This window comes from Streptomyces sp. NPDC024698 (genome assembly GCF_055559015.1).
On record NZ_JBVHLK010000016.1, the window covers coordinates 119,417 to 146,169 of the forward strand.

At 72.8% G+C, this 26,753-nt stretch carries 16 protein-coding genes; 10 read left to right on the forward strand and 6 right to left on the reverse strand.

All coding sequences use genetic code 11. The annotated features are described in order from the left end of the window. Positions 1-89 precede the first annotated feature (89 nt). A complete protein-coding gene (locus tag ACZ4AA_RS28535) occupies positions 90-3,224 on the forward strand; it encodes a helix-turn-helix transcriptional regulator (RefSeq protein ID WP_467609098.1) in 3,135 nt (1,044 codons plus the stop codon). Positions 3,225-3,237: 13 nt separating this feature from the next. Here the strand turns inward: ACZ4AA_RS28535 and ACZ4AA_RS28540 are convergent, their stop codons facing one another. Together ACZ4AA_RS28540 and ACZ4AA_RS28545 are read right to left on the reverse strand one after the other, a co-directional pair. Continuing rightward, positions 3,238-4,401, reverse strand: a complete 1,164-nt coding sequence (locus ACZ4AA_RS28540; protein ID WP_467609100.1) for a PQQ-dependent sugar dehydrogenase — start codon at positions 4,399-4,401, stop codon at positions 3,238-3,240. A gap of 102 nt (positions 4,402-4,503) precedes the next feature. Continuing rightward, on the reverse strand, positions 4,504-5,511 hold the full coding sequence (locus ACZ4AA_RS28545; protein WP_467609102.1) for an aldo/keto reductase: 1,008 nt from the start codon (positions 5,509-5,511) through the stop codon (positions 4,504-4,506). A gap of 75 nt (positions 5,512-5,586) precedes the next feature. On the opposite strand from ACZ4AA_RS28545, the gene ACZ4AA_RS28550 reads away from it, so the two are divergent. The 6 genes from ACZ4AA_RS28550 (at position 5,587) to serA (ending at position 15,798) form a co-directional block, all read left to right on the forward strand. Further along, positions 5,587-6,528 (forward strand): 2-hydroxyacid dehydrogenase, encoded by a 942-nt coding sequence (locus ACZ4AA_RS28550; protein WP_467609104.1) that lies wholly within the window; start codon positions 5,587-5,589, stop codon positions 6,526-6,528. 217 nt (positions 6,529-6,745) lie between these two features. Then, complete coding sequence (locus ACZ4AA_RS28555; protein ID WP_467609106.1) at positions 6,746-10,099, forward strand: putative bifunctional diguanylate cyclase/phosphodiesterase; 3,354 nt, start codon at positions 6,746-6,748, stop codon at positions 10,097-10,099. A 227-nt stretch (positions 10,100-10,326) separates the two neighbouring features. Further along, positions 10,327-12,180, forward strand: coding sequence for an acetolactate synthase large subunit (locus tag ACZ4AA_RS28560; protein WP_467609108.1), 1,854 nt, complete (start codon positions 10,327-10,329; stop codon positions 12,178-12,180). A 20-nt stretch (positions 12,181-12,200) separates the two neighbouring features. Further along, positions 12,201-12,728 (forward strand): acetolactate synthase small subunit, encoded by a 528-nt coding sequence (ilvN, locus tag ACZ4AA_RS28565; protein ID WP_261705560.1) that lies wholly within the window; start codon positions 12,201-12,203, stop codon positions 12,726-12,728. Between the two features lie 135 nt (positions 12,729-12,863). Next, positions 12,864-13,865, forward strand: a complete 1,002-nt coding sequence (gene ilvC, locus ACZ4AA_RS28570; RefSeq protein ID WP_467609110.1) for a ketol-acid reductoisomerase — start codon at positions 12,864-12,866, stop codon at positions 13,863-13,865. A gap of 343 nt (positions 13,866-14,208) precedes the next feature. Further along, entirely contained in the window at positions 14,209-15,798 is a 1,590-nt protein-coding gene (serA, locus tag ACZ4AA_RS28575; RefSeq protein WP_467609112.1) for a phosphoglycerate dehydrogenase, read from the forward strand. An 81-nt stretch (positions 15,799-15,879) separates the two neighbouring features. Here serA and ACZ4AA_RS28580 read toward each other — a convergent pair whose 3' ends face one another. Beyond that, on the reverse strand, positions 15,880-18,852 hold the full coding sequence (locus ACZ4AA_RS28580) for a helix-turn-helix transcriptional regulator (protein WP_467609114.1): 2,973 nt from the start codon (positions 18,850-18,852) through the stop codon (positions 15,880-15,882). A 338-nt stretch (positions 18,853-19,190) separates the two neighbouring features. After that, entirely contained in the window at positions 19,191-20,840 is a 1,650-nt protein-coding gene (locus ACZ4AA_RS28585; RefSeq protein ID WP_467609116.1) for an MFS transporter, read from the reverse strand. A gap of 136 nt (positions 20,841-20,976) precedes the next feature. Between ACZ4AA_RS28585 and ACZ4AA_RS28590 the strand changes: the two genes are divergently transcribed. Further along, positions 20,977-21,552 (forward strand): TetR/AcrR family transcriptional regulator, encoded by a 576-nt coding sequence (locus ACZ4AA_RS28590; RefSeq protein ID WP_467609118.1) that lies wholly within the window; start codon positions 20,977-20,979, stop codon positions 21,550-21,552. A gap of 24 nt (positions 21,553-21,576) precedes the next feature. Here ACZ4AA_RS28590 and ACZ4AA_RS28595 read toward each other — a convergent pair whose 3' ends face one another. Further along, positions 21,577-22,665, reverse strand: coding sequence for an MFS transporter (locus ACZ4AA_RS28595; RefSeq protein ID WP_467609169.1), 1,089 nt, complete (start codon positions 22,663-22,665; stop codon positions 21,577-21,579). A gap of 242 nt (positions 22,666-22,907) precedes the next feature. On the opposite strand from ACZ4AA_RS28595, the gene pdxR reads away from it, so the two are divergent. Next, on the forward strand, positions 22,908-24,311 hold the full coding sequence (gene pdxR / locus ACZ4AA_RS28600) for a MocR-like pyridoxine biosynthesis transcription factor PdxR (RefSeq protein WP_467609121.1): 1,404 nt from the start codon (positions 22,908-22,910) through the stop codon (positions 24,309-24,311). An 82-nt stretch (positions 24,312-24,393) separates the two neighbouring features. Here pdxR and ACZ4AA_RS28605 read toward each other — a convergent pair whose 3' ends face one another. Continuing rightward, the gene (locus ACZ4AA_RS28605) at positions 24,394-25,644 is read right to left on the reverse strand and encodes a PucR family transcriptional regulator (RefSeq protein ID WP_467609123.1); all 1,251 of its coding nucleotides are present in this window, start codon (positions 25,642-25,644) and stop codon (positions 24,394-24,396) included. 164 nt (positions 25,645-25,808) lie between these two features. On the opposite strand from ACZ4AA_RS28605, the gene ACZ4AA_RS28610 reads away from it, so the two are divergent. After that, complete coding sequence (locus ACZ4AA_RS28610) at positions 25,809-26,735, forward strand: proline dehydrogenase family protein (RefSeq protein WP_467609126.1); 927 nt, start codon at positions 25,809-25,811, stop codon at positions 26,733-26,735. Positions 26,736-26,753: the final 18 nt, after the last annotated feature.

Below are 26,753 nucleotides of genomic sequence, written 5' to 3' on the forward strand. Positions count from 1 at the left end.
CCGCCGAGACGGTCGGCCGGCTGCCTCCCCGCGGGCGGCGGACGACCGTCGTCCCGATAAGCGCTGCCGCCCCGCCGGAGCCCTGTGCCATGCTCGGGCCCGTGGAGACCAGGTCCGTCAGCCCGGTGTTCGTCGGACGCGCCGACGAACTGGAGGTGTTGAACGACGCGCTCGCCCGCGCCGCGGCCCAGGGTGCCCCCGGGACGCCCGGCACCGGGGGAGAGCCCCAGGCGTTCCTGCTCGGCGGCGAGGCCGGCGTCGGCAAGACCCGCTTCCTGGAGGAGTTCGCGACGGCCGCCACCCGCGAGGGTGCCGTCGTCGCCTGCGGCGGCTGCGTCGAGATCGGCGCCGACGGACTGCCCTTCGCCCCCTTCTCCACCGCCCTGCGCGCCCTGCGCCGCACCCTGCCCGACGAGTTCGCCGCCGCGGCCGCCGGACAGGAGGAGGAACTCGCCCGCCTGCTCCCCGAACTCGCCCAGACCAGCAGAGGCCGGCAGTACGAGGAGGACGGCACGGCCCGCCTCTTCGAGCTCACCGCCCGCCTGCTGGAACGGGTCGCGGCGGACCGCACGGTCGTCGTCGTGCTGGAGGACCTGCACTGGGCCGACGCCTCGACCCGCCATCTGCTCGCCTACCTCTTCCGCACGCTGCGCAGCGGCCGCCTCGTCGTGATCGCCACCTACCGCGCCGACGACGTCCACCGCCGCCACCCGATGCGCCCCCTGCTCGCCGAGCTCGACCGTCTCCGTACGGTCCGCCGCATCGAACTGGGCCGCTTCAACCGGGCCGAGGTCGGCCGTCAGATCGCCGGGATCCTGGCCCGCGAACCCGACACCGCCCACGCCGACGAGATCTTCGCCCGCTCCGACGGCAACGCGTTCTTCGTCGAGGAACTGGCCGTCGCCGCCCGCGAGGGCTGTCCCACCGGACTCACGGACACCCTGCGCGATCTGCTCCTCGTCCGCGTCGAAGGGCTGCCCGAGAGCGCCCAGCGGGTCGCCAGGACCGTCGCCGAGGGTGGCAGCACCGTCGAGTACTCCCTGCTCGCCGCCGTGGCACGGCTCGCCGAGGACGACCTCATCGAGGCCCTGCGCGCCTGCGTCGGCGCCAACATCCTGATCGCGACGCCCGGCGGCGACGGCTACCGCTTCCGCCACTCCCTGGTCCGCGAGGCCGTCAGCGACGACCTGCTGCCCGGCGAGCGCTCGCGCTTCAACCGCCGCTACGCCGAAGCCCTGGAGGCCGACCCGGCGCTCGTACCGGCCGACGAGCGCGTCACCCGGCTGGCCAGCTACTGGTATCACGCCCACGACGCGGCCAAGGCCCTGCCCGCCGTCCTCGACGCCTCGGTCGAGGCCCGCCGCCGGCATGCCCACGCCGAGCAACTGAGACTCCTGGAAAGGGCGATGGAACTCTGGGAGGCCGTCCCCGACACCGTGCGGGCCGGACTGCGTCCCATCGACTACGTGGAGGCCTATCCGCCGCCGCCGGAGCGCGGGGAGAGCCCGGCCGGCGACAACTCCACGGCCAAGCCCCTGCGTTACCTCGACCTGATGGCCGAGGCCGCCGTCGCGGGCCGGCTGTGCGGGGAACGCGAACGCGCCCTGAGGACGACCAAGCGGGCGCTGCACCTCCTTCAGGACGAGGGCGACCCGCTGCGCGCCGCCTGGTTCTGGGTCCAGCGGTCCCGGCTCGTGCAGGCGCAGGTCCGCGGCGACGGCTGGAAGGAACTGGCCACCGCCCAGGACCTGGTGCGCGGTCTGCCGCCCTCCCAGGTGCACGCCGAGGTCCTGTCCATGGTCGCCGCCTGGTGCATGGTGCACCAGCCGGGCCACGGCGCTCTGTCCGCGGCCGAACGCGCCGTGGAGTACGCGCGGATGGTGGGCGCCCGTGACACCGAGCTGAACGCCCGGCTCACCCTCGGCGGCCTGATGGTCGACGCGGGCGAGATCGAGGCCGGGCTCGCGGAGATGTACCGGGTCAGGGAGCGGGCCAACCGCCAGGGCGCCGCGTACGTCGTGGGCCGGCTGCACATCAACCTGCCCTCCCATCTGGAGTCCGTCGGCCGCTCCCGCGAGGCCGTCGCCGTCCTCAACGAGGGCATCGAACTCGCCCGCCGCAACGGCCTGTTGGACACCCAGGCCTGGGTCTGGGGCAATCTCTCCGAATCGCTGTACGCGCTCGGCCGCTGGGACGAGGCCGCCGAGGCCGCGCGCAGCGCCCTGGCCATCGGACTCGGCGGCAAGGCCTCGGGCGTGGGCGCCTCCCGTCTCGCGCCCGTCGCCCTGGCCCGCGGCGACCTCATCGAAGCCGGACGTCAACTGGCCGCCGCCCGCGGCCACTTCGGCACCCATGACCCGATGCCCCAGCACTCCCTGCCGCTGCTGTGCACCACCATCGGCATCGCCGCGGGCGAGGGCCGCTTCCTCGACGCCCGTACGGCCCTGGAGGAGGCGCTGGCCGCGGGCTTCCCGCCCGGCACCCAGCGCTACGCCTGGCCCCTGCTGCTGGCCGCCGTCACCGCCGAGGCCGACGCCCGCGGCCTGCCCGTCGCCGTCCCCGGCCGCGCCCCGACCATGGCACGCATCCGCGCGGTCGCGCGGAACCTGGCCACCGGAGCGCCCGTCTGGCTCGCCCACGCCGAATGGCTGCGCGCCGAACTCCGGCGGGCCGACGGGGCGAGCAGCCCGGAGCAGTGGTCCGAGGTGGCCGAGGCCGTCGAGCCGCTGGAGCGCCCCTACGACCTCGCCCGGGTCCGGCTCCGGCTGGCCGAGGCCCTGCTGCTCACGGGCGCGGACGACGGCGGGCGCGCCCGCGCCGCGGAACTCCTGCGGCTGTCGGGTGCCGCCGCCGAGCACCTCGGGGCCCGCCCGCTCACCGAGGCCGTGGCCCTGCTCGCCCAGCGGGCCCGCCTGACCCTGGAGCACACCCCGGCCAGGACCCGTACCGTCCCCGCGGACCCCGCGGCCGCGTTCGGCCTCACCAGCCGTGAGCGCGACGTCCTACGGCTGGTCGCCGCGGGCCGCAGCAATCGCCAGATCGCCGAGGAACTGTTCATCTCCCCGAAGACGGCCAGCGTCCACGTCTCGAACATCCTGGCCAAGCTGGACGTCTCGGGGCGGGGGGAGGCGGCGGCCCTGGCCCACCGGCTGCGGCTGTTCCCGCCGGACGGTCCGGACGCCGTGGCCACGCCCGGGAGCCCGCCCGCCCGGGCGGCCGGCTGAGAGCCCGCCGCGCCTACGTCACCTCGACCTCCAGAATCCGGTCGTCGCCCTTCGCCGGTGTGCCGCGGCCGTCGGTGTTGCTCGTGGTCAGCCAGAGCCTGTCGCCGCCCGCGGAGAGGACCGTGCGGAGCCGGCCGTACGTGCCCGTCAGGAAGGCCTCGGGTGCGGCGGACGCCTTCGTGCCGTCCAACGGGACGCGCCACAGCCGTTCGCCCCTGAGCGCCGCCATCCAGATGGACCCCTGGGCGTAGGCGATCCCGCTCGGGGAGGCCTCGTCGGTGTGCCACTGGGCGACGGGATCGTGGTACTTCGGGTTGTGGCCGATGCCTTCCACCACGGGCCAGCCGTAGTCGTCGCCCGGCTTGATCTGGTTCAGCTCGTCCCAGGTGTCCTGGCCGAACTCCGAGGCCCACAGCCGCTGCCGGTCGTCCCAGGCGAGACCCTGGACATTGCGGTGCCCGTACGAGTACACGACCGAGTCGGGGAAGGGATTGCCCGGCGCCGGCTCGCCCTCCGGCGTCATGCGCAGGATCTTTCCCCCGAGCGACTTCTTGTCCTGGGCCAGGCCCCGGTCACCCGTCTCGCCCGTGCCCGCGTACAGCATCCTGTCGGGTCCGAAGGCGATCCGGCCGCCGTTGTGGATCACTCCCTTGGGGATGCCCCGGAAGATCGTGTCCGGTGCGCCCAGCTGCTCGCCGGACGGCTTGTGCTCGTCGTACAGCATGCGGACGACGCGGTTGTCGGAGGCCGTCGTCAGATAGGCGTAGATCATGTGGTCGGAGGCGAAGTCCGGTGAGAGCGCGAGGCCGAGGAGGCCGCCCTCGCCCGCCGGGGCCACCCCGGGAACCTCGCCCAGCAGCGTCTTCCGGCCGGTCTTCTCGTCGATCCGGGTGATCGTCCCCTTGTCGCGCGAGGACACCAGCAGACCGCCCCCGGGCAGCGGCGCGAGGCCCCAGGGCGTATCGAGATCCTGGGTGACGGTGCGCAGGACCTTCACCGAGCCCTTCGCGGGCGGTGTCTGCTGCGGGGAGGCGCTCGGTGCGGACGGCGCCTGCGAGGAACTGCTCGCCGTACGGGTGGAGGCGCCGGGGCCCGGGCTGCCGGAGGAGGAGCATCCGGCCGTCAGCAGAAGCGCGCTCGCGGCCAACCCGACTGTCACTGCTCGAACTTGCACCATCAGTGTCCCTTCGACGCGGCGGTCCTCCTGTTCATACACCGCTCGCGTGCCACGGGTTCCCGGTCCCGGGCGGCAGATCCGCGCCGGTTGCGGAAGCGCTGTTCAGTCCCAGGATCCCAGGGCCGGTGGCAGCCGCGCCACCTCGGAGAGATCCTCGGCCGTCAGCCGCAGTGCGGCCGCCCCCGCGTTCTCGGTGACCCAGCGCTCCCGCTTGGCCCCCGGCACCGGGACCACGTGCGGCCCCTGCGCCAGGACCCACGCCAGCGCCACCTGCGCGGGCGTGACGGGCCGGTCCCCGCCCCCGTGCCGCCGCGCCACGCGCCGCAGACCGACGACGATGGGCTGGTTCGCGGCCATCATCTCGGCGGTGAAGCGAGGGTGGCGGGCGCGCGGATCGTCGGGCTCGAAGCCCTCGCCCGGGGTCAGGGTGCCGGTCAGGAAGCCGTTGCCGAGCGGCATCGCGGCCAGGAACCCGACGCCGCGCGCCGCGCACCAGGGCAGCAGCGCGTCCAGCGCCTGTGGCGACCACACCGACAGCTCGGCCTGCACCGTACTCACCGGGAAGACCTGCTGCACCCGCTCCAGCAGGCGGATCGTTCCCTCGTGCGGCCGCGCGCCGGTCCGGCGGCCGGGCCCGGCACCCACCGCGCACAGCCCGAGCGAGCGGACCTTTCCGGCCGCGACCAGCTCGGCCATCGCGCCCCAGGTCTCCTCGACCGGCACTTCGGGATCGGCGCGGTGCAGCTGGTAGAGATCGATCACATCCGTCTGGAGCCGCCGCAGCGAGGCGTCGCACGCCCGTCGCACATAGCCGGGGCGGCCGTTGGCCACGAGATGCTGGTCGCCCACCAGCAGCCCGACCTTGGTCGACACGAAGGCCTCGGAGCGCCGCTCCTTCAGCACGCGCCCGAGGAGCAGCTCATTGGTGAAGGGCCCGTACATGTCGGCCGTGTCGAGCAGCGTCGAGCCCCGGTCCAGTGCCGCGTTCACCGCGCGCAGCGACTCCTCGCCGCGCTGTCGCGACCTGGTGTAGGCCCAGTTCATCGGCATGCATCCGAGTCCGACCGCCCCCACATCGAGCGCCGCCGCCCCGATCGTTCTGCGCTCCACCTGGCCGTGATCCTCCTTCTGCCGGCCCCCAACCTAACCTCTGCGCGCATGAGCGCCTGGCATAACCTCCTGACCATGACTTCCGATGTCTGGCTCCCCTTCCACGCGGACGAGATCGACGGACTGCCCGAGGGCCCCGACTACCGCTTCTGGGACGGCGGCGAGGAGTTCCCCGCCGATCCCGCCGACTGCGCGTTCTACGTCGTGCCGTACATGAAGCCCCCCGCCGTCTCGCAGCGGCCGATGGCCGAAATGACGTCGCTCCGGGTCGTGCAGACGCTCTCCGCCGGCGTCGACCACGTCCTGCCGAGCCTCAAGTCCCTTCCGTCCGGGGTGGTGTTGTGCAACGCCCGCGGGGTGCACGAGGCGAGCACCGCGGAACTCACGCTGGCCCTCGTCCTCGCCTCGCTGCGCGGGATCCCCGACTTCGTGCGGGGCCAGGACAGACAGGAGTGGCGTTCGGGCTTCCGCCCCTCGCTCGCCGACAAGTCCGTGCTCATCGTGGGATACGGGTCGATCGGGTCGGCCATCGAGGACAGGCTCGCGCCGTTCGAGCTCGCGCGGGTCGCGCGCGTCGCACGCTCCGCCCGTGCCACGGCGCGCGGTCCCGTGCGCCCCCTCACCGAACTGCCGTCCCTGCTGCCCGAGTTCGACGTCGTCATCCTGTCCGTGCCGCTCACGGACAGCACCCAGCACCTGGTGAACGCCGGCTTCCTGTCCCGGATGAAGGACGGCGCGCTCCTGGTGAACGTGGCCCGCGGCCCCGTCGTCGACACGGACGCGCTGCTCGGTGAGCTGAGGAGCGGGCGCATCACCGCCGCGCTGGACGTCACCGACCCCGAACCGCTGCCCCCCGGCCACCCGTTGTGGCACGCGCCCGGCCTGCTCCTCAGCCCCCATGTCGGAGGGCCGACCTCGGCGTTCTGGCCGCGCGCCAAGCGACTCCTCGCGGATCAGCTGACCCGATTCGTGAACCGGGAGCCGCTGGGCAACGTGGTCCTTACCACCGGCACCTGAGCAACCGCCGTTCACCCCGCGTCCTCTTCGGACACCCTCCGCAGTTCTCCGGATGCGGGCGGTGTCGGCATAGTCCCTGGTCGTCACGGAGCGTAGAGGAACTATGTCCCTGAGTGACGAGACTGGTGTATCGTCCCGACAGGGGCGGCGCCGCGCACCGTTCGGCGCCGGGGACGGACATGAGACTGCGAGGGGGGCGACGGGCGATGCACGGCCTATGGACCAACGATCCGACGCGGCGGGGCCGCCGCCGACGACCCTGGCGCGCGGCCACGCACAGCCGCGGTCACGGCGGCCATCACCAGCGCAGGCACCCGGGCCGCCGCAGGCACGGGCATCCGGCGCACCGGGACCAGCGGGATCCCGGGGCACGGACCGGGTCGGCCCGGTGAGCTCCCCAGGGGTGCTGCTGACCCGTCGGACGGTCTTCGACGGCGGGACGGGCCTGTTCTCGCAACTCGTGCTGGCCCTGCTGTGCGCGGCGTACGCCGTCGGCTCCGCGCTCGGCTGGGGATCCACGAGTCTCGCGCTGGTCATGGGCGACTTCGGGCTGAGCGTCGCCGCGGGCACCGCGGCGGTCTCCTGCCTCCTCTACGCCCGCGGCCGACGCAGCCGCTTTCGGCCGGCGTGGCTGCTGTTCGCGCTCTCCTCGGCGATGGCCTCGCTCGGAAACCTGGTCTGGGGGTGGTACGAGGTGGTCCTCGACCGCCCGGTGCCCACGCCGAGTTACGCCGATCTCTTCTTCCTCTGCTTCGCCCCGCCCGCCATCGTGGGACTCCTGGTGCTCGCCAAACGGCCGGTCACCAAGGCGGGCTGGGTGTGTCTCGCGCTGGACGCCTGGCTGATCGGCGGATCGCTGCTCACCCTGTCCTGGAGTCTGGCGCTCGCCCAGGCGGCCAAGTTCGACGGGCCGAGCGTCGCGCACACCGCGCTCTCGCTCGCGTACCCGCTGCTGGACATCGCGCTGGTCAGCATGGTGCTGGCACTGCACTTCAGGCGCTCGTCGGTGAACAGGTCGGCGGTGAACACGGCGATCGGGGCGCTCGCCCTGACCGTGATGTGCGACGCGCTGTTCACCTCGCCCCTGCTGCACAACAGTTACCACTCGGGCCAGCTCCTGGACGCGGGCTGGTTCGCCGGCTCGCTGCTCCTCGCCTACGCCCCCTGGGTCGTCACCCGGCACGGCGGCGAGGGCGAGGAGCACGGCACGGGCGAGCGCGACATCGACGCGTACGGCCCGGACCCGCGCGGACCCGACCGGCGCGGGCCGGACGGGCAGGGCTCGCAGGAGCACGCGCGCGTGGTGCACGAGGGCATCCCCGGGCAGCGCAGGGAAGGGCAGCACGGCCCCCCGGGAAGCCATGCCTCGCCCGGACCCCGGGAGACCCGTCCGCCGTACGGCCACGGCGCCCCGCGCGAGGACGCCGAGTCCCACGAAGGCCAGGGGCGGGCGGAGCCGGACCCTCCCCGCGGACCGGATCAGGACGGCACCGGCCAGGACGGGCCCGCGCACGAGGACACCCGGGACGCCGGAGCCGGCCGCTCCCCGGCGGCCCGGCCGATCACCGGATCGCTCGCCGCCCTGACGCCCTACCTGGCCGCCGCCGTCTGCACGCTGGGGATCCTCTACAACATCCTGAACGGCCGCCGGGTGGACCGCGTGGTCCTCGTCACCGCGGGCCTCGTCGTGCTCGCCCTCGTGGTGCGCCAGGGCATCATGCTGCTCGACAACATCACCCTCACCCAGGAGCTGGCCCAGAAGGAGAACCACTTCCGCTCCCTGGTGCAGGGTTCGAGCGACGTCATCATGATCGCCGCCCCGAACGGCATCCTGAGATACGTCAGCCCCGCCGCCGCCGGGGTCTACGGCCGCGACGCCGAGGAACTCGTCGGCTCCGAACTCGCCTCGCTCATCCATCCCGAGGACCTCGGCTGCGTGGTCCACGAGGTGCGGCGCTTCCTCGCCGCCAGCCACGCCGAGGAGCCCACCACCCGGATCGAGTGCAGGTTCCGCTCCGGCGACGGCGGCTGGCTCAATGTGGAGTCCACCGTCAACCGGCACCACGGCGGCCTCATCTTCAACAGCCGGGACGTCACCGAACGCGTGCGACTCCAGGCGCAGTTGCAGCACAACGCCGAGCACGATCCGCTCACCGACCTGCCCAACCGCGCGCTGTTCACCCGGCGCGTCCAGCAGGCCCTGTCCGGGCGCCGCTCCACCGACCGGGGCACCGCCGTCCTGTTCATCGACCTCGACGGCTTCAAGGCCGTCAACGACACCATCGGGCACCAGGCCGGCGACGAACTGCTCGTCCAGGCCGCCCGCAGACTCCAGGATTCCGTCCGGCACGGAGACACCGCCGCCCGGCTCGGCGGCGACGAGTTCGCGGCCCTCATCGTCGGCGACGGAGGTCGCGACCGCACCGCCCGTGAGCAGCAGGTACGGGAACTCGCCGACCGTCTGCGGATCAGGCTCTCCCAGCCCTACTGTATCGACGGCAACGATGTCCGGGTCGCCGCCTCCATCGGCGTGGGCTTCGCCGAACCGGGCCTCGGCGCGGGCGAGTTGCTGCGCAACGCCGACCTCGCCATGTACCGCGCGAAAGCGGCGGGCAAGGGCCGCGTCGAGCTGTACGCGCCCCAGATGCAGCAGGACGTCGTCCGCAAGGCGGAACTGGCGACCCGGCTGCGCTCCGCCCTCCAGGACGGCGAGTTCGCCCTGCTGCACCAGCCCGTGGTGTCGCTGGAGAACGGCCGGATCGCGTCGGTCACCGCACAGGCGCGCTGGCGTTCCTCCCAGGGGGTGCTCTTCACGCCCGCCGAGTTCCTGCGGGTCGCCGAGGACAGCGAGCGGACCGCCGAACTCGGCCGCTGGATGCTCGACGAGGCCGTCGAGCAGGCCGCCGAGCGCACCGCCGCGGGGGTCGCCGTGCCCGTCACGGTCCGGATGACCGCCCGGCGTCTGGTGGACCGCTCGATGCCGCTGGGCTCCGTGGAGTCCCTGCTCACCCGGCACGGGCTCGCCTCCGGCGGCCTGATCATCGAGCTGTCCGACACCGATCCGAGGGTCCCCCTGGACGAGCTGGAGCGCCGGCTGAACGCGCTGCGGCGTCTCGGTGTGCGGATCGCCCTGGACGGCTTCGGCAGCGGCTACGCGGCGATCACGGCACTGAGGCGGCTTCCCGTCGACGTCCTGCGTATCGACCGGAGTCTGGTCGAGGGAGTCGTCGAGTCCGCTCGGCTGCACAAGATCACCAGCGGGCTGCTGCGGATCGCCGCCGATCTGGGGATGCAGTCCGTCGCCGACGGGGTGGATCTTCCCGAGCAGGTGGTCGCCCTGCGCGCGATGGGCTGCACCCACGGGCAGGGCATGGCGTTCTCCGGCCCGCTGGACGAGTACCGGCTGCGCAGAGCGCTGTCTTCCGGCCACTATCCGGTGCCCGACTGCCCCGTCGAGCCGGTGTTCGCGGGCGGGGGCGGCGCCGGGGTGTACAGGAGTGGTGTGCCCCTGGTCCTGGGGGGCGGAACGGCCCTCCGCTCACATAATGAGACTCCCGTCCCACCCACTTGACAGTCGGTGCGTGCCGGGGGGAGGGTCAATGCCATGCGCACCCGAATTCTCGTACTTGGAAAGCGCGTCGGCTGAAGCCAGGTGGACACCGGAACGATCCGGAACACCCGGCGACCGCACCCGGCGCGCTCCCCTCGCTTGCCTCACGGCACGAGGGGTTTTTTGTTGCACAGGCAGCAGTCGTACACCGCACAAAAGTCGCAAAAACCCTCAGCATCGAGAAGAGAATGCCGATGACCGAGCAGGCCACCGGGGCCCATCCGCAGCCGCGGCCCCGTTCCGGAGGACACCAGTCCGCCCCCGAGCACGTCACGGGTGCGCAGTCCCTCATCCGCTCGCTCGAGGAGGTCGGGGCCGAGACCGTATTCGGCATTCCCGGCGGTGCGATCCTTCCCGCGTACGACCCGCTGATGGACTCCCGCAGGGTGCGGCACGTGCTCGTGCGGCACGAGCAGGGAGCGGGCCACGCGGCCACCGGCTACGCGCAGGCCACCGGCAAGGTCGGCGTCTGCATGGCGACCAGCGGCCCCGGCGCGACCAACCTGGTCACCCCGATCGCCGACGCCCACATGGACTCGGTGCCGCTCGTGGCGATCACCGGGCAGGTCGCGTCCAAGGCGATCGGCACGGACGCCTTCCAGGAGGCGGACATCGTCGGCATCACGATGCCGATCACGAAGCACAACTTCCTGGTCACCAAGGCCGAGGACATCCCACGGACGATCGCGGAGGCCTTCCACATCGCCTCCACCGGCCGCCCGGGCCCGGTCCTCGTCGACATCGCCAAGGACGCCCTCCAGGCCAAGACCACCTTCCAGTGGCCGCCCACCCAGGACCTGCCCGGCTACCGCCCGGTGACCAAGCCGCACGCCAAGCAGATCCGCGAGGCCGCCAAGCTGCTGTCCCAGGCGAAGCGGCCCGTGCTGTACGTCGGCGGCGGCGTCCTCAAGGCGCACGCCACCGCCGAGCTGAAGGTCCTCGCGGAACTCACCGGAGCGCCCGTCACCACCACCCTGATGGCGCTCGGCGCATTCCCCGACAGTCACCATCTGCACGTGGGAATGCCGGGCATGCACGGTTCGGTCACCGCCGTCACCGCGCTCCAGAAGGCCGACCTGATCGTCGCCCTCGGTGCCCGCTTCGACGACCGCGTCACCGGCAAGCTGGACAGCTTCGCCCCCTTCGCCAAGATCGTCCACGCCGACATCGACCCGGCCGAGATCGGCAAGAACCGCGCCGCCGACGTGCCGATCGTCGGAGACGCCCGCGAGGTCATCGCCGACCTGGTCCAGGCGGTCCAGAAGGAGCTCAGCGAGGGCAACGCCGGCGACTACACCGCCTGGTGGAGCGACCTCAACCGCTGGCGCGAGACCTACCCGCTCGGCTACGAACAGCCCGACAACGGCCAGCTGTCCCCGCAGCAGGTCATCGAGCGCATCGGACAGCTCGCCCCGGAGGGCACGATCTTCGCGGCCGGCGTCGGCCAGCACCAGATGTGGGCCGCGCACTACATCCAGTACGAGCAGCCCGCGACCTGGCTGAACTCCGGCGGCGCCGGAACGATGGGCTACGCGGTCCCGGCCGCGATGGGCGCCAAGGCCGGACAGCCGGACCGTACGGTCTGGGCGGTCGACGGCGACGGCTGCTTCCAGATGACCAATCAGGAACTCACCACCTGCGCTCTGAACAACATCCCGATCAAGGTCGCCATCATCAACAACGGCGCCCTCGGGATGGTCCGCCAGTGGCAGACCCTCTTCTACAACCAGCGCTACTCCAACACCGTGCTGCACAGCGGCCCGGACGCGGACGGCAAGCAGCCGAGCGCCGGCACCCGTGTCCCCGACTTCGTCAAGCTGTCGGAGGCGATGGGCTGCCACGCCATCCGCTGCGAGTCCCCGGACGACCTCGACAAGGTGATCGAGGAGGCGAACTCGATCAACGACCGCCCGGTCGTGGTCGACTTCATCGTCCACGAGGACGCGATGGTGTGGCCGATGGTCGCCGCAGGCACCTCCAACGACGAGGTCATGTTCGCCCGGGACGTCCGCCCCGACTTCGGCGACAACGAAGACGACTGAGAGAGAGCCGAGTCAGACCCATGAGCAAGCACACCCTCTCCGTCCTCGTCGAGAACAAGCCCGGTGTCCTCGCCCGGATCACCGCCCTGTTCTCCCGGCGCGGCTTCAACATCGACTCCCTCGCCGTCGGTGTCACCGAGCACCCCGAGATCTCCCGCATCACCATCGTGGTGAACGTGATCGAGGAACTCCCGCTCGAACAGGTCACCAAGCAGCTCAACAAGCTCGTCAACGTCCTGAAGATCGTCGAGCTGGAACCCGGTTCGGCCGTTCAGCGGGAACTCGTTCTGGTGAAGGTGCGCGCCGACAACGAGACGCGCTCCCAGATCGTCGAGATCGTGCAGTTGTTCCGTGCCAAGACCGTCGACGTCTCCCCGGAGGCCGTCACCATCGAGGCAACCGGTGGCGCCGACAAGCTGGAGGCCATGCTCAAGATGCTGGAGCCGTACGGCATCAAGGAGCTCGTCCAGTCCGGCACGATCGCGATCGGACGCGGGGCGCGTTCGATCACCGACCGGTCGCTGCGCGCACTGGACCGGTCGGCCTAAGTCAGGAAGCCGCCGGCGCGCGGGCGGGCCGCTCACCCGGTCCGCCCGTATGCCGAGACCCGAGAACTTCACTTCCCCCGCCCGCCGTACGGTGGGACGCAACACCGGAAATACCGGAAAACAAGGAGAACCCCAGTGGCCGAGCTGTTCTACGACGACGACGCTGACCTGTCCATCATCCAGGGCCGCAAGGTCGCGGTCATCGGCTACGGCAGCCAGGGCCACGCGCACGCGCTGTCCCTGCGCGACTCGGGTGTCGACGTCCGCGTCGGTCTCCACGAGGGCTCCAAGTCCAAGGCGAAGGCCGAGGAGCAGGGCCTGCGCGTGGTGACCCCGTCGGAGGCCGCGGCCGAGGCCGACGTCATCATGATCCTGGTGCCGGACCCGATCCAGGCCCAGGTCTACGAGGAGTCCATCAAGGACAACCTCAACGACGGCGACGCGCTGTTCTTCGGCCACGGCCTGAACATCCGCTTCGACTTCATCAAGCCGCCGGCCAACGTCGACGTCTGCATGGTCGCCCCCAAGGGCCCCGGTCACCTGGTCCGCCGCCAGTACGAGGAGGGCCGCGGCGTTCCCTGCATCGTCGCCGTCGAGCAGGACCCGACGGGCAACGGCCTGGCGCTCGCCCTCTCGTACGCCAAGGGCATCGGCGGCACCCGCGCCGGCGTCATCAAGACGACCTTCACCGAGGAGACCGAGACCGACCTGTTCGGTGAGCAGGCCGTCCTCTGCGGTGGCACCGCCGCCCTGGTCAAGGCCGGCTTCGAGACGCTGACCGAGGCCGGCTACCAGCCGGAGATCGCGTACTTCGAGTGCCTCCACGAGCTGAAGCTCATCGTCGACCTCATGTACGAGGGCGGCCTGGAGAAGATGCGCTGGTCGGTCTCCGAGACCGCCGAGTGGGGCGACTACATCACCGGCCCGCGCATCATCACGGACGCCACCAAGGCCGAGATGAAGCAGGTCCTCACCGAGATCCAGGACGGCACGTTCGCCCGTAACTGGATGGACGAGTACCACTCCGGTCTGAAGAAGTACAACGAGTACAAGACCCAGGACGAGAACCACCTCCTGGAGACCACCGGCAAGGAGCTGCGCAAGCTCATGTCGTGGGTCAACGACGACGAGGCGTGAGCCGCGCGACGAAGGGCCGGGGCGGGCTCGCCCCGGCCCTTCGTCGAACCCCGGGGCGGGCTTGCCCCGGCCCCTTGTCTAACCCCGGGTAACACCCGTGGGCGCGGTGTTGGACATCCCGTCCAGCCACGGACGGGTGATCCTTCCGCGGAGGCGCAGGACGACCCTCGCGGCGCCACTACACTGCTCCACATCACCAACGCGTCAGGCCCACAGCGTCGTGCGTCTTCCACGCGGCTCGAGCGACCCCCCCAGAAGTGCAGGTACATACCGGGGCCGCTAAAACCCTCCACCGCCTGCGGCCGTCGGGACGGCCGTCCGCATGGGACTTGTGAGGACTCACGTGAGCTCGAAACCTGTCGTACTCATCGCTGAAGAGCTGTCGCCCGCGACCGTAGACGCCCTGGGCCCGGACTTCGAGATCCGGCACTGCAACGGCGCGGACCGTGCCGAGCTGCTGCCCGCCATCGCCGACGTCGACGCCATCCTCATCCGCTCGGCCACCAAGGTCGACGCCGAGGCCGTCGCCGCCGCCAAGAAGCTGAGGGTCGTCGCACGAGCCGGCGTCGGCCTGGACAACGTCGACGTCTCCGCCGCCACCAAGGCCGGCGTGATGGTCGTCAACGCCCCCACCTCGAACATCGTGACCGCGGCCGAGCTGGCCTGCGGTCTCCTCCTCGCCACCGCGCGCCACATCCCGCAGGCCAACACGGCCCTGAAGAACGGCGAGTGGAAGCGCAACAAGTACACCGGTGTCGAGCTCGCCGAGAAGACCCTCGGTGTCGTCGGACTCGGTCGCATCGGCGCGCTCGTCGCGCAGCGCATGTCGGCGTTCGGCATGAAGGTCGTCGCCTACGACCCCTACGTCCAGCCCGCGCGGGCCGCGCAGATGGGCGTCAAGGTCCTCACCCTCGACGAGCTGCTCGAGGTCGCGGACTTCATCACCGTGCACCTGCCCAAGACCCCCGAGACCCTCGGGCTCATCGGCGACGAGGCCTTGCACAAGGTCAAGCCGACCGTGCGCATCGTCAACGCCGCCCGCGGCGGGATCGTCGACGAGGAGGCGCTGTACTCGGCGCTCAAGGAGGGCCGCGTCGCCGGCGCCGGCCTCGACGTCTACGCGAAGGAGCCCTGCACGGACTCCCCGCTGTTCGAGCTCGACGAGGTCGTCTGCACCCCGCACCTCGGCGCCTCCACGGACGAGGCCCAGGAGAAGGCCGGCATCTCCGTCGCCCGCTCCGTGCGCCTCGCCCTCGCCGGTGAGCTCGTCCCCGACGCGGTCAACGTCCAGGGCGGCGTGATCGCCGAGGACGTCAAGCCGGGTCTGCCGCTCGCCGAGAAGCTCGGCCGCATCTTCACCGCCCTCGCGGGCGAGGTCGCGGTCCGCCTCGACGTCGAGGTGTACGGCGAGATCACCCAGCACGACGTCAAGGTGCTCGAACTCTCCGCGCTCAAGGGCGTGTTCGAGGACGTCGTCGACGAGACCGTGAGCTACGTCAACGCCCCGCTGTTCGCGCAGGAGCGCGGCGTCGAGGTCCGGCTGACCACGAGCTCGGAGTCCCCCGACCACCGCAACGTGGTCACCGTGCGCGGCACCCTCGGCGATGGCCAGGAGGTCGCGGTCTCCGGCACGCTGGCCGGCCCGAAGCACCTTCAGAAGATCGTCGCCGTCGGCGAGTACGACGTGGACCTGGCGCTCGCCGACCACATGCTCGTCCTGCGCTACGAGGACCGTCCCGGTGTCGTCGGCACCGTCGGCCGCATCCTCGGCGAGTCCGGTATCAACATCGCCGGAATGCAGGTCGCCCGCGCGAACGCCGGCGGCGAGGCCCTCGCGGTGCTCACCGTCGACGACACCGTGCCGCCGAACGTCCTCACCGAGCTCTCCGCCGAGATCGGCGCGACCTCGACGCGGTCGGTCAACCTGGTCTGAGGGCCGTCACGACGGCTTCCCGTACGACGGCCGGGGGCCGGGACACCAGTCGGTGTCCCGGCCCCCGGCCGTTTCGGACCCTCACGCCGAGGGGGTCGTCTCCGGTGCGATCAGACCCTCGCGGTAGGCGATGGCCACGGCTTCGGTACGGCTCGCGGCGCCCAGCTTGGCGAGGATGTTGGAGACGTGGACGCTCGCCGTCTTGCCGCTGATGAACAGCTCCTCGCCGATCTGGCGGTTGGTGCGCCCGTGACCGAGCAGCCGCAGAACGTCGCTCTCCCGGGCGGTCAGCGCGGCGATGCGCTCCCCGGCGGCAGGAGACGCGGCGAGACGCCCGCGCCGCAGCAGCGCGTCCAGTGCCTCGCGCAGCGGGGCCGCGCCGAGACGCACGGCGGTGTCGTGGGCGGCGCGGGCCTGTTCGCCGGCCTCCTCGCGGAGGCCCTCGGCGAGCAGGGCCTCCGCGAACCGCCTTCTGCTCCTGGCCAGTTCGTACGGGTCGCCGTAGCCGAAGGCCGTCACGGCCCGCTCCCAGGCGGCGACGTCAGGACCGCTGCGGGCCCGCAGCCACTCCGCCTCCGCGCGGGCGAGCCAGGCCAGGCCCTCGGGTCCTCGCACGCCGCCCTTCCCGCCCGTGGCCGCCGTGCTCCTGGCGAGCTCCACCAGTTCGGTGGCGGTGTCCGCCCAGCGGTCGGCGGCGGCCGGGTCACCGGATCGGCGCGTCTCCTCGGCCGCGTCCGCGACCGCCGAGAGCGCGAGCGCGGCGAGGCGCACCACGACGGGGGGAGGGCCGGTGCCGGAGGCGTCCGTGAGGGCGTCGGCCGCGGTGCGCAGCCGTCGTACGGCCTCGTCCGCGTCGCCCTCGTGGGCCGCCGCGTCGGTCAGCACGATGCTCGCGACCAGGCTCGACATCCAGTCGAAGGGCCGGTCGAGCAGGGCGCGGGCGCCGCGGACGGCTGCCTCGTGCTCGCCGCGGGCCAGGGCCACGTACAGGGCGGGGCCCGTCGCGAACCCGGCCGCCGCCGGCAGCACCTCGGCGTCCTCGGCGGCCGCGCGGGCGCACGCGTCCCAGCGGCCCAGCGTGTAGAGCACCAGCGACTGGAGGTAGCGCAGCTCCAGGGCGTACGGCGAGGAGAGCAGACCGGAGCGGCGGGCGCGGTCCACGCCGTCGCCGAGCCAGGTCAGGCACTCCTCCAGGTCGCCGGATTCGTAGCACCCGATGGCCAGGGCGAACAGGGCCCGCATCTCGACCGGGAAATTCCCGGCGCCATGGGCCAGTTCACGGGCCCGGCGCAGACGCTCGCGGCCCTTCGGGGTGCTCCGGTCGTCCGCCTCCATGCCGACCAGGGAGATCGTCAGGTCGGCCTGGGCATCGGCCAGCCGGAGGTGTTCGGCGGTGGCGAGCGCCTGCCGGGCGACCCGCTCCGCGTCCTCGGCCCGGCCCACGTGGCGGGCCGCCATGACATGCGTCGCCGCCGCCCACACCCAGGTGTACGAGGGCGGTTCGGCGGGGATCAGGGCGAGTGCCTCGCTGCTGTACGTGAACGCGTCCTTCAGGCTGTCGATGCGCATCAGGTTGCCCGCGAGGGTGTACCGGACCCGGGCCGCGAGCTCGGAGTCGGCGTCCGAGCCGACTCTGGCGAGGGCGTCACGGGTGAGGTGGACCGCGCGATGCATCTCCCCGGCTCTGGCGGCCGCCGCCGAGGCGCGCAGGGTGAGGGCGACCGTGCCCCCGTCGGGGCGGGCGCTCGCCTCCACCGCGGGCCACAGTTCGAGCGCCGTCTCCAGATGGCGCAGCTCCTCGGCGGGCGCGCCGACGTGCTGGGCGTGATCGGCCGCTTCGAGGGAGGCGGTGAGCGCGTCGGGCAGGTCGTGGCTCTCGCGTGAGTGATGGGCGCGTTCCGCCGCGTTCTTCGCCGAGCGGGCCTCTCCGGCCAGCAGCGCGGCGAACCGGCTGTGCAGCCGCACCCGTTCACCGGGCAGCAGGTCCGCGTACACGGCCTCGCGGGTGAGCGCGTGGCGGAACGAGTACGTCGAGTCGGCGCCCGGCAGCAGCAGTTGGCGGCCGACGGCCTCGCGCAGCGCCGACTCCAGCTCCTCCTCCGGGAGTTGTACGGCGCCGCGCAGCAGTTCGTGCTCGACGCGGCGTCCCGCGACGGCCGCCGTGCGCAGCACCTGCTGGGCGGTGTCGGAGAGTTGCTCGATGCGGATGAGCAGGACGTCGGCCAGTCCGCTGGGCATGGCGGGGGAGGCGGGGTCGTCGTCACCGGGCAGCGCGGCGAGCAGTTCCTCGGCGTAGAAGGCGTTGCCCTCGGCGCGCTCGACGATGCCGCGGACCGTGCTGTCCGGGACGGGGCCGGTGCGCAGGGCGCGCACGAGCCGGGCCACGTCCGCGTCGGCCATGGGCCGCAGCTCCAGCCGGTCGACGGCCGGCAGCCGGATCAGCTCGGCGAGCAGGGGGCGCAGCGGATGGCGGCGGTGCAGGTCGTCCGCGCGGTACGAGGCGAAGACGGCGAGCCGGCGGGCGGGGCCGGCGGCGGCGGGCCGCTGGAGCACCTCCCGGCTGAGCAGGAAGCGCAGCAGGTCGCGGGAGGACTGGTCGGCCCAGTGGAGGTCCTCGATGATCAGCAGGAGCGGGGCGATGTCGGCCAGGTCGGCGAGGAGTCCCGCGACGGCCTCGAAGAGCCGGAGCCGGCCGCCGGGGTCGGGTGCGCCGTCGGTTCCCTGACCGGCGCCGGTCAGCCGGTCCACCGCCGGGTGGGCCGCGAAGGCGGGGGCGAGACGGTCGTCGGCGGCCGCGGCACCGAGGATCTCCGTGAACGGCAGATAGGGCAGGCCCACGTCGCCGAGGTCCACGCAGTGCCCGGTCAGGACCGTCGTCCCGGCGGCGGCCGCGTGCGCCGCGGCCTCCGTCAGCGTGCGGGTCTTGCCGACACCGGCGTCCCCGGCGACCAGGACCGCACGCGGTTCGCCGTCCCTGGCGCGCTCCAGCACGCCGGTGAGCCGGGAGAGTTCGTCCCCGCGGCCGATGAACGGCGTACCGAATGTCTGTGTCACACGCCCATCCTGGCACGCCCCGCCGACAACTCCCCGGCGTCGCCGACCTGATCGGGAACCGACCGGGGGAGCCGGTCCGACGGGCGCCGCCGCGTGCGGGGATCCCTCCGGGCGCATGCCGACGCCGGGCGGCCCGGGGTGCTCCGGGCCGCCCGGTGGGTGGGGGTGCTGGATGTGGTGCGGGCCCGGTGGGTGGGGGTGCGGGGCGAGGTTCGGGCCGCCTGGCGGGCGGGGGTGTGGGGTGTGCTCCGGCCTGTCCGGCGGGCGGGGGGGGTGCTGGGTGTGTTCCGGCCGCGCGGTGGGCGGGGCGTGGGTGGGTTCCGGGACGGCGGACGGGGTCAGGCGGGTGTCAGGTCGTTGCCTTGTCCGGTGGCCCCGGTCGCCCCAGTGACGCCGGTGGCCCCGGTCGTCCCGGGCGCCGTCGCGGGGAGCGGGGCGCCGGTCCCGGCGTCGGGGACGTCGCCGTCCTCGCGCACCGCCACCTTGCGCAGGGTCGCCGTGGCGAGGACGGCGGCGCCCAGCAGCAGGACCGCGCCGCCGACGGCCGCCGCCTGCATCCCGTGGGTGAACGCCTCCCGGGCGGCGCCGGCCAGTGCCGTCCCGGCGTGGCCCGGCAGCCGCGCGGCCACGGCCAGCGCGCCGCCCAGCGTCTCGTGGGCCGCGGCCGGGACTCCGGCCGGGATGTCGTGGCGGTAGACCGCGGTGCCGATGGAGCCGAGGACCGCCATCCCGAGGGCCCCGCCGAACTCGGCCCCGGTCTCCAGCAGGGAGGAGGCGGCGCCCGCGTTGCCGACGGGCACCGTGCCGAGGGCCAGGTCCATCATCTGGGACATCACGGTGACGATCCCGGAGGCGAGGACACCCGCGCCGGCCAGCACGAGCCACAGGGACTCGGTGCCGGCGAGGGCGAGCAGGCCGTAGCCGCAGGCGGCCAGGACGAATCCGCCGGAGACGACATGGGCGCGGTGGACGCCCTTCTGCACGAGCTGGGCGGAGACCGGCGCGGCCACACCGACCAGGACGGTGGGGAGCAGGGCCCACAGGGCGGCGGACATGGAGCTCTTGCCGAGCACCGACTGGAGGTACTGGGTGGTGAAGTACGCCGAGCCCATCATCCCGAAGGAGGAGAGCAGGTTGAGGACGACGGCGGGCGCGAAGCCGCGGCCGCGGAACAGCGCGGGGGAGATCAGCGGGGACTCCGCGGTGCGCTGACGGCGGACGAACAGGGCGGCGAAGACGAGGCCGACGAGGACCGGGACGACGTACTGGGTCCTCCAGCCCTCGGACGGGATCTCCTTGATGCCGTAGATCACCGGCAGGACCGCGGCCATCGACAGCGGAACGCTCGGCAGGTCGAAGCGTCCCGGCTCCGGGTTCCTGGACTCGGGCAGCAGGAACGGGCCGAGGACCAGCAGCAGTGCCATCGCGGGCAGGTTGACCAGGAAGACCGAGCCCCACCAGAAGTACTGGACGAGGACACCGCTCATCACCGAGCCGAGGGCGACACCGCCGGTCATGACGCCGGACCACAGCCCGATCGCCTTCGCGCGCTGTCCGGGATCCGTGAACATCGTCCGGATGATCGCCATCGTCGACGGCATCAGGGTCGCGCCGCCGACCCCGAGGAGGGCGCGGGCGGCGATGAGGGTCTCGGCGCTGTTCGCGTAGGCGGCGAGCACCGAGGCGGTGCCGAACGCGGCGGCGCCGCACAGGAGCAGCCTGCGGCGCCCGATGCGGTCGCCGAGGGAGCCCATCGTCATCAGCAGGCCGGCGAGCACGAACGCGTAGATGTCGAAGATCCACAGCTGCTGGGTGCCGCTCGGCTCCAGGTCCGCGCTGATCGAGGGGATCGCGAAGTAGAGGACGGAGACGTCCATCGAGACCAGGAGCAGCGGGAGCATCAGGACGCCGAGGGCGGTCCATTCGCGGCGGCCGGCCAGGGCGCCGGGGGCGCCGGAGGCGGGAGTCGTGCTCGTCGGGTTCGTCATGGCAGGGACTGTACGGACGTATTAAACGCTTGTCTAGTACGTTCGTTTAAGACGTTCGTTCCACACGCTTGTTTCATACGTGCGTCCTTGACGTGCGTATGGGACGGTTGTCTGAATCAGGGGTACGCTGACCGGCATGGGACACCGTGAGGATCTGCTCGAAGGCGCCAAGCGCTGCCTGCTGGAGAAGGGGTTCGTGCGCACCACCGCGCGCGACATCGTCAAGGAGTCGGGGACCAACCTGGCGTCCATCGGCTACCACTACGGCTCGAAGGACGCGCTGCTCGCGCAGGCCTATGTCGCGCTGGTGGACGAGATGCCCTTCGACGGCGAGGGCGCGGCCGCGATCAGCGGCGCCCCCGGTTCGCTGGAGCGGTTCCGTGAGGTCTGGTCCAACATCGTCGACACCATGCGGGAGCCCGGTTCGCTCTGGCGGCTCAGCATGGAGGTCATGACCATCGAGCTGCCCGAGGTGCGCGACCATCTCTCCCGTGCCCAGCGGGAGGGCGGGCGGGGCCTGGTCGCGCTCCTGATGGACGTGCCCGAGGAGGAGGTGTCCGACGAGAGCGCGGACACCCTGGGCCGCTTCTATCTGACGCTGATGTCGGGTCTCATCGCCCAGTGGACCTTCGACCCGAAGACCGCCCCCGACGCGGACGCGCTGACCGAGGGGCTGCGCCAGGTGATCGCGGGGGTGCGCGAGGCGGGCTGAGCCGGTGAGGGCCTTCGCTCCCGCTCACCCCGCCCGGACGACCGGGGCGGACCGGTCCCGGAGGGCCGGGACCAGCGCCAGCGGCATCAGGGCGCCCGTGACGGCGAAGGCCGCCGCGTACCCCATCGGAGCCGCCAGGACGCCGAAGCCGAGTGCGCCGACGCCCATGCCACCGTCGTAGGCGAGGTTCCACAGCGCGGTGACCGTGCCGTAGCCGGAGGCGGGGACGCGCGCGTACATCAGGGACAGGGTGGCGTTCTGGGCGATGCCGAAGCCGGCCCCGAACACGGCCACCCCGGCCAGGACGGCGACCGCGCTCCCGGTGCACGCGGTGAGCACCATGCCCGCGGCGGACAGGAGCAGGCCCGGCACCACCAGGCCCGCGGGTCCGTGCCGGTCGCCGTAGCGGCCCGCCGCCCACCGGACCGCCGTCGACGCGGCGGGCTGGACGAACAGGGCCGCCGCCACGACCCCGGCGGCGGCCGAGGGGACCGCCAGCGGCAGGAAGGTGACGATGATCCCGGTCGCCAGGGCCGTGGTCGCGAAGACGGCCGCGGGCCGGGCCAGGGCGCCGGTGCGCAGCGCCGCCACCATCCCGACCGGCTTCTCCGACGCCGGCTCCCGGCCGGGCAGGGCCGGTACGGACGCGACGGCGGCGAGCGCGATCACGCCCGCCGCGAGGGCGACCGGGGTGAAGCCCACCCGCCCCGCCAGCCACACGCCCAGCGGCAGCGCGACCAGGGACGGCACGCCGGAGACCACGCCCACCAGCGCCAGACCCTCACCCCGCCGCTCGGCCGGGATCAGCGAGGCGGTCAGCGCGCCGCCGGCCACCAGCGTCAGAGCGAAGCCGAGGCCGCGGACCAGGCAGACCAGCACGATCCACGTCAGGCAGTGCGCGAGGGTCAGGACGAGCGCGGGCGCCCCGAGCAGGGTGAGTCCGACGCCCAGGACGACCCGGCAGCCGTACCGCCCGACCAGACGGGGACCGGCCAGCTCACCGAGCACGGTGGCCAGCATCAGGGCCCCCGTGGCCGGGCCCGCCCCCGACGCCGTGGCGTAGGCGGGGACGACCGACAGAAGCAGGAAGAAGCTCGCCGAGGCGCCGATCATGCTCACGAAGCGGAGCATCAGGGGCCGGCTGAGCAAGGGCGGCCGGCCGGCGGGCCCCTCGGGCGCCGGGGACGCGGACGCCGCCGGGTCCGCCGGTGCCGGTGAGACGGACGCGCCCACCGGACCAGGGGCCGGGGACGGGGCGGGTGCCGGGGGAGTCCTTCGGGAGGGCCGGGGCGTCGAGGAAGGCGTCATGGATTCGACGCTAGGCTCCGGCCGGACCGCCGGTAAGCTCCAATTCCATGCCTCCGCAGTGGTCCGGTCTGTCACCCGAACTGCTGCTGTCCGTCGACCGGGACAGCGGCGAGCAGCTGCGTTCCCAGCTGGAGCGGCAGCTGCGCGAGGCGATCCGCACGGGCCGGCTCGGCGCCGGGGAGCGGCTCCCCTCCTCCCGCGCACTCGCCGGCGAACTCGGTCTGTCGCGCGGTCTCGTCCAGGACTGCTACGCCCAACTCCAGTCGGAGGGCTACCTGGTGACCCGTGTCGGCTCCGCCACCCGGGTCGCCGCGGGAGCGCACGTGCCACCCGCGCTCGCCTCCCGGGAGCGGACCGCCCCTCGTCTGATCGCCGACTTCCGGCACGGCGTACCGGACTTGGGGAGCTTCCCGCTGGCCGATTGGCTCTGGGCGACCCGCGAGGCGGCCCGCGCGATGCCGACCGCGGATCTCGACTACGGCGATCCGCGCGGGAGTTCGGTGCTGCGCGAGGTGGTGGCCGGATATCTGCGCCGGGTACGGGCGGCCGCGGCCGACCCCGAGCGGACCGTCGTCTGCTCCGGCTACGCGCAGGGGCTCGGACTGGCCTTGAGCGGCCTAGCGCTCGCCGGGGTGCGGGTGGTGGCGTACGAGGATCCGGGCGGCCCGGCCACCGCGTCGGCCGCCGCCGCTGCCGCGGGTCTGCGGGCCGTGCCCGTACCGGTCGACGAGGACGGCGTCGACGTACGCGCGCTCGACGCGACCGGGGCCCGCGCCGTCGTCGTCACCCCGGCCCACCAGTGGCCCACCGGCGTCGTCCTCGCCCCCGAACGCCGGATCGCGCTGATCGAGTGGGCCATGCGCAGGGACGCGTACGTCATCGAGGACGACTACGACGCCGAGTTCCGCTACGACCGGGAGCCGGTCGGGGCTCTCCAGGGGCTGGCGGCCGACCGGGTCGTCTCGATCGGCACCGTCAGCAAGTCGCTCGCCCCGGCGCTGCGCATCGGCTGGCTGCTCTGCCCGCCCGCGCTCACCGCCCCGCTGACCGAGGCCAAGCGGCTGGCCGACCGCGGTTCCCCCGTCCTGGACCAGCTGGCCCTCGCGAAGCTGATCGAGTCCGGGCGCCACGACCGTCATCTGCGGCGGATGCGCACGCTCTACGCGGCCCGGCGCACCGCCCTGGTCGACGCGTTGGCCGCGCACGCTCCCGAGGTCCGGCTCACCGGGCTGGCCGCCGGATTCCACGCGGTCCTGCATCTGCCGCCGGGCACCGACGAGCGGTCCGTCGTCCTCGCGGCCCGGGAGCGTGCCGTGGGCCTGTACGGCATGAGCCCGTGCCGCGCGGACGGGTCGGCGACACCGCCCCGGCTGGTGCTCGGCTTCGGTGACGTGGGGGAGCGGGCGATCGCCGAGGGCGTGGCAGCCGTCGCCGACCTGCTGACCAGCTGACCTGTTGACCAGCTGGCCTCCTGGTCGACGGACCGACGGACCGACGGACCGACAGGATCCTCCCCGGCCTGTCCGCCCCTCCCTAGAGCCGAGCGCCCTTCAGGGCCATGTGGAGCAGGAGCCTGTCCTCGCCGTCGTCCAGGTCGAGGCCGGTGAGCTGCTCCACCCGGGACAGGCGGTAGTAGAGCGTCTGCCGGTGGATGCCCAACTCGGCCGCCGTGCGCCCGGCCTGACCCGCGCGGTCGAGGAACACCTCGGCCGTGCGCGCCAGTTCACGGTGGGCGGTGCCCAACAGAGCGCTCACGGCCGGATCGTGGGCCGCGTCCGGCGGCAGGGCGGTCAGGAGCCGGAAGGGGCCGATCGCACCCCACTCGGCGACGGGACCGAGCCGGGGCTCGGCCAGCACCGCGCGCGCGGCCGCGGCGGCCTCGCGCCAGGCGGCCCCCAGCTCCCCGAGCCCCTCCCGGGCCCCGGCGACCCCGGCGGCGGCCGTCCCGCCGGGCGAGGCCGCTCCCGTACCCCCGCCCCGGCCCGCGCCCCGGCCCGCGCCGCGGGCGCCCGCGGCCTCCCGTACGAACCGGCCGGCCGCCGTCAGCGCGGGAGCCAGGACCTCCGGGGAGCGCAGCCGGATCAGCAGGGCCAGGCTCTGGTCGGTGGTGCCCCACGGGATCGTGCACAGCGCGGTCGCGCCCGGCACCGTACGGGCGGAGGGGGCGTCGTCCGGGTCGGCCGAGGGCCACGGCGCCACGCACACGACCGTGTGCAGTCCCTCGCCGCGGGCGCCGAGCGCCGTCCGCAGTTCGGCCACCGCCATGTCCAGCTGCCAGCCACGCTCGGCGGTCAGGACGGCCCGCAGCTCCCGGGTGAGGTCCGCCCCTGCCTGGGCCTCGTCCGCGAGCAGCGCGCCGATGCGGGAGGCCACCTCCATGGCCCCGGCCAGCTGGGCGTCGGTGGGGCCCGGGTCGTCCTCGAGCAGCCAGACATAGCCGAGGACGATGCCCCGATGGCGTACCGGGAGACAGATCCGCCCCCGGTAGACCCCGGCCTCAGGGGTCGGCGGGATACGGACCGGACCGGTCGCGCGGGTGATGCCGAAGCCCTCGAACCAGGTGCGGACGGCGGTGGTGGAACGTCGGGTGAGGATCGAGCGGGTGCGCACGGGGTCCAGGGCGGACGGGTCGAGGTCGCCCTCGCTGTCGTACGCGCCGAAGGCGATCAGTTCGAAATCGCGGTTCTCCAGCGTGGCCGGGACGCCGAGGAGCGCCGAGATCTCGTCGACCAGCTCTTGATAGTCGCCTCTGTGTTCACCGCTCACCCCGGCATTCTCGCGCATTTCCGCGAGGCCTTCATACATATGTCTGAGATCAGGGGCAGGGATGCGTGACAGCTGTCGATGGCCCAGGATCGGAGATATCCCTAGGTTTCACGGTGGTTCTCCGTGCCGTACCCGAATCGTCGGGATTCGGCCTCCTGCTGACTTCGTTGTGGAGGTGCCCCGTGCTGGGTCCCGTGATTCTCGCCGCCTCGCGCAGCGACAAGATGCGCCGTCTGATCTCGGCCGCCCCGGTGACCAAGCCGGTCGTCGACCGCTTCATCCCCGGTGAGACCGTCGACCAGGTCGTCCCGATCATCAAGGACCTCACGGGCAAGGGCCTGGAAGTCACGATGGACGTCGTCGGCGAGGACATCACGACCCCCGAGCAGTCCTACGCCGCCCGTGACGCGTACCTGGAGCTGATCGGCCGCCTCAAGGAGCTCGGCCTCGGCACCAAGGCCGAGATGTCGGTCAAGCTCTCCATGTTCGGGCAGGCCCTGGAGGGCGGCCACGAGCTGGCCCTGGCCAACGTCCGCCCGGTCGTCGAGGCCGCCGCCGCGATCGGCACCACCGTCACGCTGGACGCCGAGGACCACACCACCCTCGACTCGATGTTCGCGATCCACGAGGAGCTGCGGAAGGACTTCCCGCAGACCGGCTGTGTGATTCAGGCCTACCTGTTCCGCACCGAGGCCGACGCCCGCCGCCTCGCCGAGAGCGGCAGCCGCGTCCGTCTGGTGAAGGGCGCCTACAAGGAGCCCGCCGAGGTCGCGTACCAGCAGAAGGCGGAGACCGACAAGGCGTACGTCCGCATCCTGAGGATCCTGATGGAGGGCGAGGGCTACCCGATGATCGGGTCCCACGACCCGCGCCTCATCTCGATCGCGCAGGAGCTGGCGCGGACCGCCGGGCGCAAGCTGGACGAGTACGAGTTCCAGATGCTGTACGGCATCCGCAGCGACGAGCACGTGCGGCTCGCCGCCGAGGGCCACCGCATGCGCGTCTACACCGCGTACGGCACCGACTGGTACGGCTACTTCATGCGCCGCCTCGCGGAGAAGCCGGCCAACCTGCTCTTCTTCGCCCGCTCGATCCTGACCAAGGGCTGAGACCGAACACCCGCTCGA

Bases quoted from the DNA above. Each gene is read 5' to 3' on its own strand.
- ACZ4AA_RS28535 (WP_467609098.1), top strand. From the start codon at position 90: ATGCTCGGGCCCGTGGAGACCAGGTCCGTCAGCCCGGTGTTCGTCGGA.
- ACZ4AA_RS28540 (WP_467609100.1), bottom strand. From the start codon at position 4,401: ATGGTGCAAGTTCGAGCAGTGACAGTCGGGTTGGCCGCGAGCGCGCTT.
- ACZ4AA_RS28550 (WP_467609104.1), top strand. From the start codon at position 5,587: ATGACTTCCGATGTCTGGCTCCCCTTCCACGCGGACGAGATCGACGGA.
- ACZ4AA_RS28555 (WP_467609106.1), top strand. From the start codon at position 6,746: ATGGACCAACGATCCGACGCGGCGGGGCCGCCGCCGACGACCCTGGCG.
- ACZ4AA_RS28560 (WP_467609108.1), top strand. From the start codon at position 10,327: ATGCCGATGACCGAGCAGGCCACCGGGGCCCATCCGCAGCCGCGGCCC.
- ilvN (WP_261705560.1), top strand. From the start codon at position 12,201: ATGAGCAAGCACACCCTCTCCGTCCTCGTCGAGAACAAGCCCGGTGTC.
- ACZ4AA_RS28585 (WP_467609116.1), bottom strand. From the start codon at position 20,840: ATGACGAACCCGACGAGCACGACTCCCGCCTCCGGCGCCCCCGGCGCC.
- ACZ4AA_RS28590 (WP_467609118.1), top strand. From the start codon at position 20,977: ATGGGACACCGTGAGGATCTGCTCGAAGGCGCCAAGCGCTGCCTGCTG.
- ACZ4AA_RS28595 (WP_467609169.1), bottom strand. From the start codon at position 22,665: ATGATCGGCGCCTCGGCGAGCTTCTTCCTGCTTCTGTCGGTCGTCCCC.
- pdxR (WP_467609121.1), top strand. From the start codon at position 22,908: ATGCCTCCGCAGTGGTCCGGTCTGTCACCCGAACTGCTGCTGTCCGTC.
- ACZ4AA_RS28605 (WP_467609123.1), bottom strand. From the start codon at position 25,644: ATGCGCGAGAATGCCGGGGTGAGCGGTGAACACAGAGGCGACTATCAA.